The organism is Mesorhizobium sp. P2_B11 (assembly GCF_056404855.1).
Window position 1 is genome coordinate 903,388 of record NZ_JBFUDF010000001.1, and the last position, 16,763, is coordinate 920,150.

The 16,763-nt window shown below is 63.9% G+C and carries 13 protein-coding genes; 6 read left to right on the forward strand and 7 right to left on the reverse strand.

Annotated features, from left to right (window positions below):
• Position 1 precedes the first annotated feature (1 nt).
• From AC1DYJ_RS04120 to AC1DYJ_RS04150, 7 genes are all read right to left on the reverse strand, one after another.
• On the reverse strand, positions 2 to 2,014 hold the full coding sequence (locus AC1DYJ_RS04120; RefSeq protein ID WP_477280130.1) for a sigma-54-dependent Fis family transcriptional regulator: 2,013 nt from the start codon (positions 2,012 to 2,014) through the stop codon (positions 2 to 4).
• Positions 2,015 to 2,158: 144 nt separating this feature from the next.
• Entirely contained in the window at positions 2,159 to 2,632 is a 474-nt protein-coding gene (locus AC1DYJ_RS04125; protein WP_477280131.1) for a hypothetical protein, read from the reverse strand.
• Positions 2,633 to 3,048: 416 nt separating this feature from the next.
• Complete coding sequence (locus AC1DYJ_RS04130; RefSeq protein WP_477280132.1) at positions 3,049 to 4,647, reverse strand: indolepyruvate oxidoreductase subunit beta family protein; 1,599 nt, start codon at positions 4,645 to 4,647, stop codon at positions 3,049 to 3,051.
• A complete protein-coding gene (locus tag AC1DYJ_RS04135; RefSeq protein WP_477280133.1) occupies positions 4,640 to 6,793 on the reverse strand; it encodes a thiamine pyrophosphate-dependent enzyme in 2,154 nt (717 codons plus the stop codon). The genes AC1DYJ_RS04130 and AC1DYJ_RS04135 overlap by 8 nt, the downstream gene beginning before the upstream one ends.
• A gap of 44 nt (positions 6,794 to 6,837) precedes the next feature.
• Positions 6,838 to 7,320: a MarR family winged helix-turn-helix transcriptional regulator gene (locus tag AC1DYJ_RS04140; RefSeq protein ID WP_477280134.1), complete on the reverse strand. Its 483-nt coding sequence runs from the start codon at positions 7,318 to 7,320 to the stop codon at positions 6,838 to 6,840.
• Positions 7,320 to 8,891 carry a phytoene desaturase family protein gene (locus tag AC1DYJ_RS04145; RefSeq protein ID WP_477280135.1) on the reverse strand — a complete coding sequence of 524 codons (1,572 nt, stop codon included), beginning with the start codon at positions 8,889 to 8,891 and terminating at the stop codon, positions 7,320 to 7,322. The genes AC1DYJ_RS04140 and AC1DYJ_RS04145 overlap by 1 nt, the downstream gene beginning before the upstream one ends.
• A 16-nt stretch (positions 8,892 to 8,907) precedes the next feature.
• The gene (locus AC1DYJ_RS04150) at positions 8,908 to 9,699 is read right to left on the reverse strand and encodes a cyclase family protein (RefSeq protein ID WP_477280136.1); all 792 of its coding nucleotides are present in this window, start codon (positions 9,697 to 9,699) and stop codon (positions 8,908 to 8,910) included.
• 118 nt (positions 9,700 to 9,817) lie between these two features.
• Between AC1DYJ_RS04150 and AC1DYJ_RS04155 the strand changes: the two genes are divergently transcribed.
• From AC1DYJ_RS04155 to AC1DYJ_RS04180, 6 genes are all read left to right on the forward strand, one after another.
• On the forward strand, positions 9,818 to 11,392 hold the full coding sequence (locus tag AC1DYJ_RS04155; RefSeq protein WP_477280137.1) for a phytoene desaturase family protein: 1,575 nt from the start codon (positions 9,818 to 9,820) through the stop codon (positions 11,390 to 11,392).
• Between the two features lie 110 nt (positions 11,393 to 11,502).
• Positions 11,503 to 13,032 carry an ABC transporter substrate-binding protein gene (locus tag AC1DYJ_RS04160; RefSeq protein WP_477280138.1) on the forward strand — a complete coding sequence of 510 codons (1,530 nt, stop codon included), beginning with the start codon at positions 11,503 to 11,505 and terminating at the stop codon, positions 13,030 to 13,032.
• A gap of 71 nt (positions 13,033 to 13,103) precedes the next feature.
• On the forward strand, positions 13,104 to 14,111 hold the full coding sequence (locus AC1DYJ_RS04165) for an ABC transporter permease (RefSeq protein WP_477280139.1): 1,008 nt from the start codon (positions 13,104 to 13,106) through the stop codon (positions 14,109 to 14,111).
• A complete protein-coding gene (locus AC1DYJ_RS04170; protein ID WP_477280140.1) occupies positions 14,104 to 14,952 on the forward strand; it encodes an ABC transporter permease in 849 nt (282 codons plus the stop codon). The genes AC1DYJ_RS04165 and AC1DYJ_RS04170 overlap by 8 nt, the downstream gene beginning before the upstream one ends.
• Positions 14,949 to 15,827, forward strand: coding sequence for an ABC transporter ATP-binding protein (locus AC1DYJ_RS04175; protein ID WP_477280141.1), 879 nt, complete (start codon positions 14,949 to 14,951; stop codon positions 15,825 to 15,827). Before AC1DYJ_RS04170 ends, AC1DYJ_RS04175 begins: the two co-directional genes overlap by 4 nt.
• Positions 15,820 to 16,650 (forward strand): ATP-binding cassette domain-containing protein, encoded by an 831-nt coding sequence (locus AC1DYJ_RS04180; protein WP_477425956.1) that lies wholly within the window; start codon positions 15,820 to 15,822, stop codon positions 16,648 to 16,650. The genes AC1DYJ_RS04175 and AC1DYJ_RS04180 overlap by 8 nt, the downstream gene beginning before the upstream one ends.
• Positions 16,651 to 16,763 lie beyond the last annotated feature (113 nt).

Below are 16,763 nucleotides of genomic sequence, written 5' to 3' on the forward strand. Positions count from 1 at the left end.
TCTAGATAAAGCCGCGCCGGATGCCGTATTGGCCGAGCTTGCGATAGAGTGTCGGCCGCGAGATGCCAAGCCGCAGCGCAACCTTGCTGAGATTGCCGCCCTCCGCGACAAGCGCGTTCTTGATCGCCTGGCGTTCCGCATCCTCGAAAGAGTACACCGGCGCTTCGAGCATGGCCGTGGGATGGTCGATGGCCATGCTGTTGCGATTGCCCGCACTGATTTCTCCGGGAAGGTCCTGCAGTTCGATCGTCCCGCCGCGCGCCAGTATATGCAGCCGCTCGACCAGGTTCTTCAGTTCGCGCACATTTCCCGGCCAGCGATAGGCCAGCAGCGCGTCGAGTGCTTGGTTTGAGAACTCCAGCGGATCGTTGCCTCCCAGCTTCGCGATCTGCCAGTTGAAATGCTCGATCAGCAACAGCACATCGTCACCGCGTTCGCGCAGCGGCGGGACATGGATCGAGACTGCACCGATGCGGTAGTAGAGATCGCTGCGGAAACGTCCGGCGGCGACCTCCCGCTTGAGGTCGCGGTTGGTCGACGCGACCAGTCGCACGTCCACCGGCCGACCTCTGGAGTCACCGATGCGGTGGACGACGCGCTCTTCCAGCACACGCAACAGGAATGGCTGGATTTCGAGCGGCAACTCGCCGATCTCGTCAAGGCTGAGCACGCCGCCATTGGCAAGTTCGAAAATGCCCGGCTTGCCGTCGCGTGAAGCGCCGGTAAAGGCGCCGGCGACATGGCCGAACAATTCGCTGCCGAACAATTCCTTGGTGATTGCGCCACAGTTCATGGCGATGAACGGATCGTTTTCGCTGCGCCGGCTGCCGGCATGGACCAGCCGCGCAAACAGCTCCTTTCCGACGCCGGTTTCGCCCTCTATCAGCAGCGAGGTGACCCCGTTCGAGCCCGCCACCCTGGAGGCGACATCGACAGCGGCCAGCAGTTTTTCGCTTTCGCCGACGATCATCGCCGCGGCTGCCCGCAGGTGTTTGTTCCCCTCGCGGCTTGTCACCGTGATGCTGGAGACGACAGGCACCGAGGGAAACACGAGAGCTGCGCCCCGAAGGTCGCCGTCGAGCTTCAGTGGCGTGACATGGCAGGACCGCAGATGCGGCGGCAGCGCGTTGGCGAGATCTGTATCGGAGCCCGAGACCGGCAGGTTCATCAGCCAGCGACCACGGCCGGGTTCCATCGGGCCGTCCATCATCTCCGTCGTGTCGCCGTTGGGCACGTTGTTGCAGAAGATCGCGCGGCCACGATGGTCGACGATCACCAGCCCGTCCTTGCGGCGGTAGCTGGGCGCCGAGGAAATGAAGGCTTCGAGCAGGCGGGTGCGCTGCTCCTGCTGCTGCTCGGCAAGCGCCTTTTCGATCTGCCTGGCCGTGGCAGCGACGAGCGCGGTGTTGTGCGGCCGGAAGATCGGCGAATAGCCTGACAGATCGACGACGCCGATGATCTTGCCGTCCAGCGGATCGCGGATCGGCGCGCCGGCGCAGGTCCAGGATTTGATACCGGCACAGAAATGTTCGGCGGCGTGGACGAAGATCGGCTCACCGGTCCACAGTGCCGTGCCGATGCCGTTGGTTCCGACGGCATCCTCGTTCCATTTGCCGCCAACGGCGAGATGGATATCCATGCCGTCATGCAGTGTCTTCTTGTCGCCGATGGCATCGATCAGCACGCCGTCGCCGTCGGCAAGCACCAGCATCGCTCCGGTACCATCCAGCAACCGGCCAAGCGAGGCGAATGACCGCCTCGCCGCCGAAAGCAGTTCGGCATTGGCACGGGTCAGATATTCGATCTCGTTTCGGTCGCTGCTCAGCGGCGCCTCGATGCCTTGCGCATTGATGCCGCCGGTGGCGCTGCGATACCAGGAATCGTGAATCAGCGAGCGGACATGGACCGGATCGCGAGAAGATGTCGGCTCGTCGGAAAGAAAACTCTCCCAGGCGCGCATGGTGGCGCGCTCGTCATAGTCGATGTTGTCCAGAGCCAGCTGTCCGGTGGCCATCGACGCACGCGTCGGAAGCGCATCGCTTTTCATCCTGTTAGGGCCGCTCGCGTGTTTCATTCAGTCATCACAGTACCTTTGAGGTATGCCATTTCTGTATGCTTCGCGGGTTGGACGTCGACAGCGGCGCCCGTATGCCGGCGGTCAGTCGATGCCGAGTTTCGCACCGATGTCGGCGGCAAGCTGCTCTTCGGTATAGGTCGCGGTCAGCCGGGATCCGTCCAGCCCGGCAAGCGCCTCGGCGATGCTTTCGTCGACGGGCGAGAAGAAGCCATTCTGTTTCGTTGCCAGAACGAAGATCTGCTCGCCATTGCGGTTGCGAACATCGCCGATATGATGAAGCTGCCGGCCGCTGTTCTGATCCTTGGAGATCACACGGCCGTTCATGGTTACGCGGATGGATGGGCTCGCTTCGGCGGTGGTCGCCGCGCTGCCGCCGACATGGATGATCAGCCCTTCGGCCTTGGGTTGCTGGCGCGGCTTCTTCGAAGCCGAATAGCCACCGCCACTGATCTGGTCGGCAAGGCGAACGATGGTCGAGCGATTCTGCTCGATCAGCCGCTTGACCTGAACATCCTCGCGCCGCGGGCCGTCCCGCTTGGAGATGATCTCGACCATGAATCCTCCCAGATTCACTCGGCTGTGCCGAGGGTACTCATTTGTTGTTCTTTTGTGGCCAACCCTATACCGCCTCCGTGAAGTTCGCCATTCCCATTCGATAGCGCCAAAATTGATGTCCCTGGTAGTAGGCGGCTGCTACACGGGGTGATCGCCAGGCCAGTTCAGGCATCTGAAGGGTCGCCGGAATGGGGAGCAGGCTGAGGGCAGGCCGCCGTCGATGCCGGCCAATGGTGATGCTAAACAGCAAAGAAACCAGCCCTCGGATTTTGACCCGAGATTACGCATCAGAAGGTGCAAAAAATGCTCGATTGGTATCGATAGCGCGTTTCACCGTTTCACGGAAACGGCCAACCGCTCTTCTGCGCCATCGCCATTGACGAGGCCGTCATAGACGCGAGAGGGAGGTAACACCATCAAGGTCGACCTCCTCCTCCCATACTATGATCAGACAATGACGCCACCGTCATCAGCGCGCCATCGAGCATGTCGCCCTTCTCGTCCTTCAGCGCGGCCTCGCGCAACCGCCTGATCCAATCGGCAGCGTCATCGCGGCCCTTGACCAGATCGAGCGCCGACAGGACGCGGTCGAATTTCGACTGGGCGCGGATATGGGTGTCGCTGTAGCCCTTGATCAGCCGGCGGCAGTTGAGGATTTCTATGGCCAACGCGTAGTCCTGAGGCACGTGGCGGAGCGCCAGCGCATACCAGCGCTCCAGATGTGCGGTCTCCACCTTGTGGCGCAACAGCCGGCGGCGCCAGCGGCGCAGGCCGCCGATGAACCACAGCGCCGCAAAACCGGCAAAGCTGTCGGTGCGAATGCGGCGGCCATGGTTGATGCGCCGGTCGAGAAAGGCGGCGAGTTTCGGCCGGCTCTCGATGTAGCTGCCGAGCCTCGCCGGCATCGTGCCGCAGAACTCCTCGATGCGCGGATGGAAATACTCGGTCACCTGCAGGATAGAACCGTCCTTGACGCCGACCTCCTTGCGCACACGCCGGTCGCGCGTCGAACGCGTCTTCAGGTCGGCAACGCGGATCATGTCATCGTAGCACAGGGCGTTAGCGAGATGCTTCGCGGCGGCGATGGATAGCGCATAGGCATGGCCGGGATCATCCAGCGCAACGGCCTTGTCCAGTCGGTCCAGATACTCGCCGCCATAGGCGATGTCCTGATAGTCGACGACCTTTTTCAGGCCGCGCAGCGCCATGTCGCGCAAGGGCTCCGGCAAGGCGGCGACGCGAGCCGCCAAGGTCTGCCAACCTTGCAGCAGGCTTTGCGGTCCGCTGACTTTTCCCGCCGCATCCAGGCCAATCCTGGCGACCGCGGGTTCCGCCGCCCGTGGCGCTGGTGAACCGGTGCCGCGGGCGCGATCAAAGGCAACGCCAAAGGCGGCGAGGCTGGCTTTCACGCCCCGGCCGCCGACGCCGATCGCCTGCTCATAGCTTTCGCGCGTGAACGGCAGCGCATCGGAGCCGGCCAGCGCGCCAAGCAGGCTGGCCGAAATCATCGAGCCATTGTCGGCGGCGATCTTTTCCATGTCGAAAGCGATGAAGCGTTTCGATGCAGCTTCCGCTGTTGCGTGTACCTTGGAAGACGAGGCCCGGCCGTCACCCGGCTCGATCTTTTCCGACACGGCGGCAATACGGTGTGAAGAAGCGATGAGCGTCGTGCGATCGGGCGTGACGAAGCCGCGAATGATGGCGCGGCCGGCTTCCATCAGCTCGGCAGCGATCAATATGTCGACGTCGCCTTGCGAAGGCGACAGCGCAAAGACCGGCAGCCGGCCGGTATCGCGGGCCATCTCGACATAGTAGATCGTAGCGCCAGTACGCTGGGCGACGCCGGCGACCGAGGTCGATTGCGCGACGTAGCCATTGCGCTCGGCGACGTCGGTGATCCAGTCGGCCAGCACGCCGCCACCCTGGCCGCCGACCGCCAGCACGGCGAGCTTGATGACGCGCTCGTCGTCCTGTGCGCCGCGTCGGGCGCTGAATGGCGGGACAGCGTCAAGCATCGGCAAAGGTCAGGCGCCGGCTCTCGCGGCGGCGCTGCATCAGGCCGATCGTGGCGCGGCGGGCGCTCTCCAAAAAGCGATCCCATCGGCTCGGATTGTGCACGACATCGGCGCGGTAGAAGGACGGGCAAAGCACCGCCGCATCGGCGACCTCGCCGCAATTGCCGCAGCCGACGCAGCTCTGGTCGATCGATGCCACCGGATCGTCGCGCAAGGGATCGTCGAGCGACTTCACCGACAGCGACGGGCAGCCGGACAGCCGCATGCAGGCGTGGTCGCCGGTGCAGATGTCCTCATCGACCCCGAACTTCGGCTTGACGACACGGCTCCCGCCCTTGATCGCCTGATCGACCAGCGGCTTTTCGCGGCGCTGGCGGTTGAGCATGCATTCGGATGAGGCGACGATAACCTTGGGACCTTTCTCCTCCGTCGTCAGCGCCTCGCGCAACGTGTCCTGCATCCTGGTCACGTCATAGGTGTGGTCGATGTGGCGCAGCCATTTGACGCCCATGCCCTTCACCGCCTCGGTGATCGGATGCTTGGTCGACTTGGTCTTGTTGCCGGCGCGGGAGGAGAGAATGTCCTGCCCGCCGGTGGCTGCCGAGTAGAAATTGTCGACGATGACGATGACGCCGTCATTCTTGTTGAACACGGCGTTGCCGATCGAGGAGGTCAGGCCGTTGTGCCAGAAGCCGCCATCGCCGACGAAGGAGATCGAACGGCGCTTGGCGTCGGGTGAATTGAAGGCCGAGGCCGAGGCCGGCCCGAGCCCATAGCCCATGGTGGTGGCGCCAAGCTCGAAGGGCGGCATGATCGAGAACAGATGGCAGCCAATGTCGGATGCGATGTGGTGCTTGCCGAGTTCCTGCTCGACCAGCTTGGTCGCGGCAAAGATCGGCCGCTCTGGGCAACCGATGCAGAAGCCCGGCGGACGGCCCGGCACGACGTTGATCAGATCAGCAGTGTCGACGCCGTCGCCGACCTTGTTGGGCGCGCGCACTTCACCCGGTAAGAGATGCGGGGCCTCGGCGCGCAGGAAGGAGCCGATGCCGTCGAGCATGACCTGGCCGGTATATTCGCCGGCCATCGGCAGATACTCCTTGCCGACCAGCCTGCTGCCGCGCCCGGCCTTGTGCAGCATGGCGGCAAAGGCCTGCTCGATATAGTTGGGCTGGCCTTCCTCGACCACCAGCACCGCCTGCTTGCCTTCGCAGAAGGACAGGAATTCATCGTCGATCAGCGGATAGACGGCGTTCAGCACATAGAGCGGCACATCCGTCTCGCCATAGGTGTCGGCAAGGCCGAGACGCTGGAGGGCGCGGATGACCGAATTGTACATGCCGCCCTGCATGACGATGCCGACGGAGCCGTTGTCCGAGCCGAAAAATTCGTTGATCTTGTTATCGCGAATGAAGTCCACGGCCGCCGGCCAGCGTTTTTGCACCTTCTCCTTCTCATGCAGAAAGGAAGCGGGCGGCAGCACGATGCGGCCGGTGTCGCGGCGCGGCGCGTCAAGCGCGTCGGCCACCGTCATCGGCGGGCGCTTGTTGTTCTTGGCGATGAAATGGCCATGGACATGGCAGCAGCGGATGCGGACCTGAAGCATGACCGGCGTGTTGGAGGCCTCGGACAGTTCAAAGCCGTCCTCCACCGCCTTGACGATCGACGGCAGGTTCGGGCGAGGGTCGAGCAGCCAGACTTGGCTCTTCATGGCGAAGGCATGGCTGCGCTCCTGCATGATCGAGGAGCCCTCGCCATAGTCCTCGCCGACGATGATCAGCGCGCCGCCGGTGACGCCGCCGGAAGCAAGATTGGCCAACGCATCGGAGGCGACATTGGTGCCGACGGTCGACTTGAAGGTGGCGGCACCGCGAATGGGGTAGTGCACCGAGGCGGCCAGCATGGCGGTGGCGGTGGCTTCCGAAGCGCTCGCCTCGAAATGCACGCCGAGTTCGCCCAGAATGTCCTGCGCGTCGGCCAGCACATCCATCAGATGGCTGATCGGCGCGCCCTGGTAGCCGCCGACATAGCCGACGCCGCATTGCAACAGCGCCTTGGTGATAGCGAGGATGCCTTCGCCGGCAAATTCCTCGCCGGCGCCGAGCCTCAGTTTTTCGACTTCCTTGGCAAAAGACCGTTCGGCCATTTTTCCAACCTTCCGTTGCCGCCGAAATTTGGCAGCGCGTACGTCTAGATGTCGTGCTTGCGAATGTTCTTGAGCATCTTCAAAAGCGTCGCGATCAACGCCGCATATTCCGCGTCGTCGATGTTATCGAACATCGCCTCGAACGCGTCATGCATGGCTGGCCAGGCGCGGGTGAATTCGGCACGGCCCTCGTCGGTCAGGAAGACATGGCGGATGCGGCTGTCGGTGACGCCCTGCTCGCGCCGCACGAAGCCTTGCCCTTCCAGCGTGTCGAGCGTGCGGCTCAAGGTCGACTGCTCGATGACGGTGTAGACCGAGAGGTCGTTGACGGTGACGCCGTCGGTGACCGACAGCACGGCCAGCGTGCGAACCTGCGGAATGGTCAGGCCCTGCTTGCGGAAATCATCACGCAAGGTGGCGTTGTAGCGGCCCATGATGCGGTTCATCAGATAGGGCGCGAATTGCTGAAGGCCGATCTGGCCGAGCGTCGAAATGCGCTGGCGTTTTTCCGGGGGCTTCTGATCCATCACAGCCTCCCTGCCAGCAGAAAGCCGGAGCCGCCGCCGAGGCCGGCGCCGGGATGGGTCGAAGCGCCGATGTGGTAAAGGCCCTTGATCCCGGTGTCGTGATTGCGGCTGGCCTTGAACGGCCGCCACAGGAACGACTGGTCGATGGTCGAGGAGCCGCCATAGGGGTCGCCGCCGACCAGATTGATGTTCATCGCTTCGAGGTCGGCCGGCGAATAGGCGCGCCGCGCAATCACGCTGTCCTTGAAGCCGTCTGTATGACTGGCAAGAATGGCTTCGGCGCGATCGGCATAGGCTTCACGCAACGTGTCGGTCCATCGTCCGTCAACAGGAACCTGCAGTTTGCCGGCGGCGTCGCCCTTGATGTGGCGGGGCGCCTCGGGCAGTTGCAGCCAAAGGATCGCCTTGCCCTCAGGACAGCGCGACGGATCGAGCGCGTGTGGCTGGCCAACACAGATGGTCGGCACTTCCGGCAGCATGCCGCGCACCGCCTCGTTGCAGGCCTTCGACACGCCGTCGAGCCCCGGTGTGAGATGCAGCAGTGCCACCTTGTCCAGACCTTCGCCGCGCCATGCCGGCGGCTTGCTCAGGGCATAGTGGATCTGGAAATTGCCTTTGCCGTAGCGGTATTTCTGCGTCGCTTCGACATCGTCCTTCGGAGCGTCCTTGCCAAGCAAACGGCCGTAAAGCTGCGTCGGTGTGACCGAGCAGATGACGCTCTTGTTGGCCGTGATGGTTTCGCCCGAGGCCAATCGCACGCCGTTGGCGCGGCCATTGGTCTGGACGATGGCAGCGACATCGGCGCCGGTGCGGATTTCGCCGCCGCGTTCCCTGATCAAAGCCTCGAAGGCGGCGAGCAGATTCTTCGCGCCACCCTTGACGATCGGCGCGCCGGCCGCCTCCAGCGCGAAGGCGATCACCTTGGCGATCTGGCCGGAGAAGGCGTCTTCCGGTCCAAGCCCGGCATGCAGCACCCAGGGCGCCCACAGTGCACGGATGGTTTCCGACTGATAGGTGCTTTCCAGCCAGTTGCGCGCCGGCACCAGCGCATCGCCGAGAAAGGCGGCAAGGCCGCGCGGGCTGCGCCGCCAGGCATCGCCGGCCAGCAGTTTCGCCGTCGGATAAGACCATAGGCTGCCGCCGAGCAGGCCGAACAGCAGGCCGGCATTGCGCTCGATGCTGCCGACATCGCCCGCATGCCGGTCGCCATCGCCGGCGGCAATCGCATTGATTGCCGCGACATTGGCGGCGCGGTCGGTGGTGAGCACGGCATGACTGCCATCGGGGGTGAGCACGCCGGTCGGCGTGCCGGTGTGGCAGAACTCCAGCCCATGCCGGGCGAGATCGCCGCCCAGTGCCGCAAAGGCCGGCGAGGTGATGAACAGCACGAAGGTCGTCGCCATCACGTCATGGATGAAGCCGGGCGCGGTGATCTCCTCGGTGCGCATGCAACCGCCGATGCGGTCGTTGCGTTCGAGGATGAGCACGCGCGCGCCTTTTCCGCCCAGCATCGCCGCGCAGACCAGCGCGTTGATGCCGCTGCCGACGATGATGTGATCCGGCTGGCTCACTTCAGTGTGCTTTCGGTTAGCCTTTCGACACAAGCGCCAGCGCGCGGATCGGGCTGCCGGTGCCGTGCTCGATCTTCAGCGGCGCCGCGATCAGGATGGCGCCTTTCGGCGGCAACTGGTCGAGATTGCAGAGGCTGGCGAGGCCATAACGGTTGGCCTTGTGCATCAGCGTGTGCGCCGGGAATGGCGGCTCCATGCCGCCGGCCTTGCCGGCATCGGTGCCGATCGTCTCCGAGCCCCAGCCCTTGATGTCCTTGCTGATCAGATATTGGATGGCTTCGGCCGTCGGGCCCGGCGTATGCGGGCCGGTCTCGTTGGCGTTGAGGAACTCGGCTTCCGAGCCATTGCGCTTGTACCAGTCGGTGCGCATCACCACCCACTCGCCGGCATTGATGGCGCCATGCTTGGCTTCCCAAGCCTTGATGTGGTCGACGGTGAGCAGGAAATCGTGGTCGGCGGCGGCTTCCTTCGAGCAGTCGATGACATTGACCGGGCCGACGAAATTCTGCGCCGGAATGGTGTCGGTGGCGCCGTCCGGATAATCCTTTCCGGTGATCCAATGCTGCGGCGCGTCGAAATGCGTGCCCGAATGCTCGCCGAGCTTCAGCCAGTTCCACGCCCACCACGGACCGTTCTTGTCGTAGCGGGAGATCGAGTGGATCTCGACCTTCGGCGTGTCGACGGCGAGTTCCGGCGGCAACTTGATCAGCGGCGTGTCCGGCCCGAGTTGCGCCGAGAGGTCGACCACCTTGATGGCGCCTGAAAGCAGCTGGCCGGCGACTTCGCCGAGGAGTTTTTGGGTGTCCATGGTCTTTGTTCCCTCTTTCTGATGATCATCAAGGCTCGTCTCGGCCCTTAATATCCTACTAGACGAAAACATATGCATCTGCAATTATCTTTAAGCATAAAGGAAATGGGAACGGGGCGTGAGCGAGTTCGACGCCATCTTTGTCGGGGCGGGCCACAACAGTCTGGCATGCGCCGCGCATCTGGCGCTCAAAGGCTGGAAAACCGGGATATTCGAGCGCAGTGCAGCAATCGGCGGCGCTGTTCAGACCCGCGAATTCACCCTTCCAGGCTTCCGCCACGATTTCGGCGCGATGAATCTGAGCCTGTTTGCCGGCTCCGCCTTCCACCGGAAATATGCAAATGAATTGAAAGCGCAGGGCCTCGAATTCGCGCCTGTCGCCGACTGTTTCGCCAGCGCCTTCCCGGATGGACGCTGGTTCGGCGTCAGCAACGATCTGGAAAAAACCGCCAGCCGCATGGCGGCGTTCTCCGCTACTGACGCCGCGACATGGCGCAAGCTGGTCGCCGCCTTCCCCGGCAAGGCCGAGCATCTGTTTCGGCTGCTGGGCTCGCCGATGAGCGCGCGTGCACTTGCCGGAACCGCCTGGAACCTGTGGCGCAAGAAGGGCATGTCCGGCGCGCTCGACACCGGACGGCTTTTGCTGTCATCGCCCCGCGCCTGGCTGGAGGAGAACTTCGAGTCAACGCATGTGCGGGCAACGCTTGCCACCTGGGGCATGCATCTCGACTTCGCACCTGACATCGCCGGCGGCGCCGTGTTCCCCTATCTGGAATCGATGGCCAATCAGAGCTTTGGCATGGTGCTGGGCAAGGGCGGCGCCGACACCATCATCCGTGCGCTCGCCGGCATGGTCACCGCGGCCGGCGGCAAGATCGTCACCGGCGCAGAAGTCGCCGAGATCACCGTTGCCGGCGGCAAGGCATCGGGTGTGCGGCTCGCCTCCGGTGAGACGCATACAGCGACCAGGGTGGTGATTGCCGGTGTGGCACCCAAGGCGCTGACCGGCAACTTGCTGCCCAACGGTTCCGGCGACGCAGGCTTCGATACGGCGATGAAAAAATTCCGGCACGCGCCGGGCACGATGATGATCCATCTGGCGCTTGACGATTTGCCGGGCTGGCGCGCCGGTGCCGAACTGCGCCAATTCGCCTATGTGCATCTGTCGCCATCGCTCGATGCGATGTCGCGCACCTACCAGCAGGCGATGGCGGGCGTGCTGCCGGACGAGCCGGTGTTGGTCGTCGGCCAGCCGACGGCAATCGATCCGTCGCGCGCGCCGCAGGGCAAGCATGTGCTGTGGGTGCAGGTGCGCATGTTGCCCGCTGAAATCGCTGGCGATGCGGCCGGCAAGATCGCGCCCGCGCACTGGGATCAGGTCAAGGATACCTATGCCGAGCGCGTGCTCGACATCATCGAAACCTATGCGCCCGGCCTGCGTGCAAAAATCCTCGGCCGTGCAGTGTTTTCACCCATCGACCTCGAGCGTGAGAACCCCAACCTCGTCGGCGGTGACCAGGTCTGCGGCAGCCACCATCTGGCGCAGAACTTTCTGTTCCGCCCGGCGCGCGGTTATGCCGGCTGGAACACGCCGGTCGCCAATCTGCATCTCATAGGCGCCGCGACATGGCCGGGTGCCGGCACCGGCGCGGCCTCGGGCTTCATGCTCGCGCAACAGCTTGGCGGGAGGTAGCTCGGAAGATTTCATGAAGGCGACGAGAGGCAAGGCGCTGCTGCCCACGAAGCCTGAAGCTATGAACTGATAGTGCCGCGCAAAGACAACGAACAACAAGGGGAACGACCATGACAATCAACAGACGCGAATTGCTGGGATACAGTGCCGCGGCACTCGGCGTGGCGGCAGTCGGCCTGCCGCAGATCGCCAAGGCGGCGGCCGGCGAACTGACCATCGCCTATAACGTCAACCTGCCGTCCTGGGACCCGACCACCGGACCCTCGGCGGTCAACCCGACCATTCAGGGTCTCTACCAGTCGGTGTTCGACCAGTTCATTCCGCAGAAACCGGACCTGTCCTTCGCGCCCGGCCTGCTGACCGAATGGGGCTGGAACGAGGATCGCACCAAGGTGACGATGACGGTGCGCGAAGGTGTCAAATGGCATGACGGCTCGCCCTTCACGCCCGAGGATGTGGTCTGGTCGCTGCAGCGGGCGGGCGACGAAAAGACCGGCAACCCGATCCAGTTCGTCTGGAAGAACGTCAACAATTTCAAGATCGACGGCAACAAGATCACCGGCGACGTCGTTCAGTTCGACCCGGTCTATTTCAAATGGATGTCGTTCCTGACCGGCTACATCCTGCCGAAGGCCTACTACGAGAAGGTCGGCGCCGAGGGCTTCGAGAAAGCGCCGATCGGCACCGGCCCCTACATGGTGGAAAAATTCGAGCGCAACGCTTTCTTGCGGCTGAAGGCCAACCCAAATTATTGGGGCGACAAGCCGGCCTTCGAGAATGTGACGATCAAGTTCGTCACCGATGCGGCGAGCCGTGTGGCTGAGATTGAATCCGGTTCCTCGCAGGTGACGCTCGAAATCCCCTATGAGGAGTATGACCGGCTGATCGCCAAGGACGGGCTCGCCGGCTCGTGCAAGAACGTTTCCGACATCGGCATGATCTTCTTCAACGACATCGAAGCGATGCTGGACAAGAACGTCCGCCAGGCAGCCGTCATGGCGGTGGACAAGGAGCTTCTGGTCAAGCGGCTGCTGCGCGGTTATGGCCAGCCGATCGCGACGCTGGAGACGCCGGAGTACACGGCCTTCGACGCTTCGATCAAGGTCGAGCACAATCCGGAAAAGGCCAAAGAGCTGCTCGCGGCTTCCGGCTATTCGCCGGAAAAGCCGGTCAAGTTCACCATCCAGACGACCAAGGGCTTCAAGCCCAAGGACTATGAGATGATCCAGGCGATCGTCGGCATGTGGCGCAAGGTGGGCATCGAGGCGACGATCGAGGTCTACGAGATCGCCAAGCACTACGAACTGCGCGCCGCCGACAAGCTGGCGCCGGCCGCCTTCTACAATTGGGGCAATGCCATCGGCGATCCGACCACGTCGACCGGCTTTGCCATGTATGGCCCGAGCCCGCACTCGGTGTGGGACAGCCAGGACCTGATCGACATGATCAACCCGCTGTGGGGCGAGAAGGACGAAGCCAAGCGCATTGCCGGCTGGAAGGCGGTCGACAAATACATCGCCGAGCAGGCTTATGTGCTGCCGCTGATCCAGTATGCGCAGCCGATCGTGCATGCCAAGGGGGTCAATGTGGTGCAGCATGTGTCCGGCGCGCTGCTGCCGGCGCTGATGACCCCGGCCTGATATCGGCATAGACTGCATGCGCGCCACCGCAACCGGTGGCGCGCCCCTTTTCGCCGGAAATACAGGCGACCATGCTTCTGCAAAGATTTCTGATCCGTCTTCTGACGATGGCGATCACGCTGTTCGGCGTCGCCGTCGTGGTCTTCGTCGTCATTCGCGTCGCGCCCGGCGACCCGATCGCCATGATGCTGCCACCAGGTGCAACCCAGGAGGACATCGACCGACTGCGCGCGCTCTACGGACTGGACAAGACCATCGTGCAGCAGTTCTTCATCTGGCTGTCCGGTGTCGTCAGGGGCGATTTCGGCACCTCGATCTCGCTTCGGCAAGATGTGCTGGGGCTGGTCTTCAACCGGCTGCCGGCAACGCTGGAACTCGCCATCGTTGCACTCATCATGGCGGTGGCGCTCGGCGGCGTAACCGCGATCCTCGGTGCGCGCGAACGCGGCACGGCGGTCGAGGCCGGCATCGACATCGCCAGCGGCGCCGCACTCTCCATTCCCGATTTCCTGTGGGGCCTGGTGCTGATCCTTTTGTTCGGCGTGCTGGTGCCGATCTTCGACATTTCTGGCCGGGTGTCACCGCAGCTCGACCTGCCCTTCGTCACCCAGTTCTATTTCTTCGAGAGCCTGCTTCGGCTGCGCCTCGACCTGACCTGGGACCTGCTCAAGCACATGCTGATGCCGGCCGTGGCGCTGGCGCTGCCGCTGGCTGCGATCATTTCGCAGTTGCTGAAACAGTCGCTGAAGGAAGTGCTCGACCTCGACTATGTCGTGCTGGCGCGGGTGAAGGGTTTTTCTGAGACGCAAGTCATCCTGCGCGAGGCGCTGAAGAACGCCGCCCTGCCGACGCTGACCCTGGTCGGCGTGCAGTTCACCTTCCTGATCGGCGGCACGGTCATCGTCGAGCGGCTGTTTTCCTATGAGGGGCTCGGCAACATGGCGATCGACGCCGTCATCAACCGCGACCTGCCGCTGATCCAGGGCATCGTGCTGGTGTTCGCCTTGTTGTTCGTGCTGATCAATCTTGGCGTCGACATGATGTATGCGCTGCTCAATCCGAGGCTGCGCCATGGATGAGGCGCGCATCGCCCGACGCGGACTGAGCCCGAGACTATGGCTGGCCGGCGGCTGGCTGCTGCTGGCGCTGCTGGCCGCGATCTTCGCGCCGCTGGTGGCGCCGCAGGATCCGCTGGCGCAGGATCTGATGCTGGAGCGGCTGCCGCCCTTCTGGCTCGACGGCGCCGAGCCCGGCTATTGGCTGGGCACCGACAGCCTCGGCCGCGATCTCCTGTCCCGGCTGATCTTCGGCGGCCGCATCGCCTTCATCGTCGCCTTTGCGGCGGCAATTGCCGCCTGCCTTGTTGGCTCGACACTTGGGCTGATCGCAGGCTATTTCGGTGGTTGGGCCGACCGCATCATTTCGCGCATCGTCGATGTCTGGATGGCGTTTCCGCCGGTGCTGTTCGCCATCCTGCTGGTCGCGGTGCTTGGCACCGGCCTGAGCTCGGTCATTCTCGCCATCGCCATCATCGACTGGACGCGCTTTTGCCGGGTGATCCGCGCCGAAGCGATGGGCCAGTCGCGCATGGACTATGTCGAGAACGCCCGCATCGCCGGCTATGGTCGCATCGGCATCATGCTGCGCGAAGTGCTGCCCAATGTGCTGCCGTCGATAGTGGCGCTGCTGTCGCTGGAAATGGGCATCGCCGTCATCGTCGAAGCGATCCTGTCCTTCGTCAATCTGTCGATCTCGACCGACGACCCGACCTGGGGCGGCATCATCGCCGAGGGCCGGCTGTCGATCCACCAGGCCTGGTGGGTGCTGGTGTTTCCGCTGATCACACTGATCCTCACCGTCTTGTCGTTCAGCCAGTTCGGTGAAGCGCTGAAGACACGCTTCGATCCGGTGCTGCGATGAGCGCCTGCCTCGACATAAGCGACCTGAGCGCCGTGCTGCCGAACGGCTTGCGCGTGCTGCGCTCGGTGTCGCTGTCCGTGCAACCTGGCGAGGTTCGTGCCCTCGTCGGCGAGAGCGGCGCCGGCAAGACGATGATCGGCAAGGCAGTGCTCGGCGTGTTGCCGTCGAGCGTGCGCATCGTCGAAGGCACGATGGCGCTCGAAGGCGAAGACCTCGGCAGACTGCAGCCCAAGGCAAGGCGCACGCTGATCGGCGCCCGTACGGCGCTGATCCCGCAGGATCCGCTGACCGCGCTCAACCCGTCGCGGCGCATCGGTCCGCAAATGACCGACCGGCTGGTGCGCATCCTCGGCTGGAGCGGAGAGAAGGCCGACATCCGCATCCGGCAATTGCTGGACGAGGTGCAGATACGCGATCCTGACCGGGTGCTGAAGAGCTATCCGCACGAACTGTCCGGCGGCATGCGCCAGCGCGTGCTGATCGCCGCCGCCTTCGCCGCCGAGCCCCGGCTGATCGTTGCCGACGAGCCGACCACCGCGCTCGATGTCACCGTGCAAAAGCAGATCCTGCGCCTGATCGCCGAGTTGCAGCGCGAACATGGCACGGCGATCCTGTTCGTCACGCACGATCTCGGTGTCGTTGCCAAGATCAGCCAGAAAGTGTCGGTGCTCTATGCCGGCAAGGTGGTGGAAGAGGCTGACACGGCCGCACTCTTCGCCGCGCCTGAGCATCCCTATACGCGGGCATTGATGGCCGCCACGCCGCGCTACACCGATCCCTTCGCCTCGCTGAAGCCGGTGGACGAGGCGGTGCTGGCGGGGCTTGCCGCCGAGATCGCCGCGGCAGACCAGGCGTGGAGGCGGCCGCATGGTTGAGCCGCTCATCTCCGTGCGCGGGCTGAAGGTTGCGCTGCCCGACATGACCCGCAAGCCGCTGATCGGCCGCGCGCCGCTGGCCGAGATTTTGAAAGGCCTGGACTTCGATCTGCCGCGCGGGTCAGTGACCGGCATCGTCGGCGAATCCGGGTCCGGAAAATCGACGCTTGGCCGCACGCTGGTCAGGCTGCTGGAGCCGAGCGCCGGCAGTATCAGCTTCGAGGGCCGCGATATCAGCCATCTGCCGGAGGCGGAGCTGCGGCCGTTGCGCCGCGACCTGCAGATGATTTTCCAGGACCCGATGTCGTCGCTCAACCCGCGCCGAACCATCGCCAGCATCATTGACGCGCCGCTCAGGCAGAATGGACTTGGCGACAGGCTTAAGGAACGCGTCGCCGAAGCCTTGCATCGCGTCGGCCTGCCGCAAAGCTTCGCCAGCCGCTATCGTCATCAGCTGTCGGGCGGCCAGCGCCAGCGCGTCGGCATTGCGCGCGCGCTGGCGCTGTCGCCGAAATTCGTGCTGGCCGACGAGATCGTCTCCGGCCTCGACGTGTCGACGCAGGCGCAGATACTCACCTTGCTGGAGAAGCTTGCGGCGGAGATGGGGCTGACCGTCGCCTTCATCAGCCACGATCTGTCGGTCATCCGGCGGCTCTGCCAGCAAGTGATCGTCATGCGCGAGGGCAGGATCGTCGAGGCGAGCGCCACCGATGCGCTGTTCGACAATCCCAKCGAGGCCTATACGCGCGACCTACTTGCCGCCATTCCGCTGCCCGAGATCGATCCGGACTGGCTGCGGCCAGCGGCGAAGGCGCCGGCATAGGACACCGCACGTCCGAGGCCAGCTGCTTGGGCGCCACCGTATGCGGCAATCATTCCAGCATGAAACTTTAAGCTTGAAATATTTCACGTCCGGCGCAATACTTCGGATGCAGC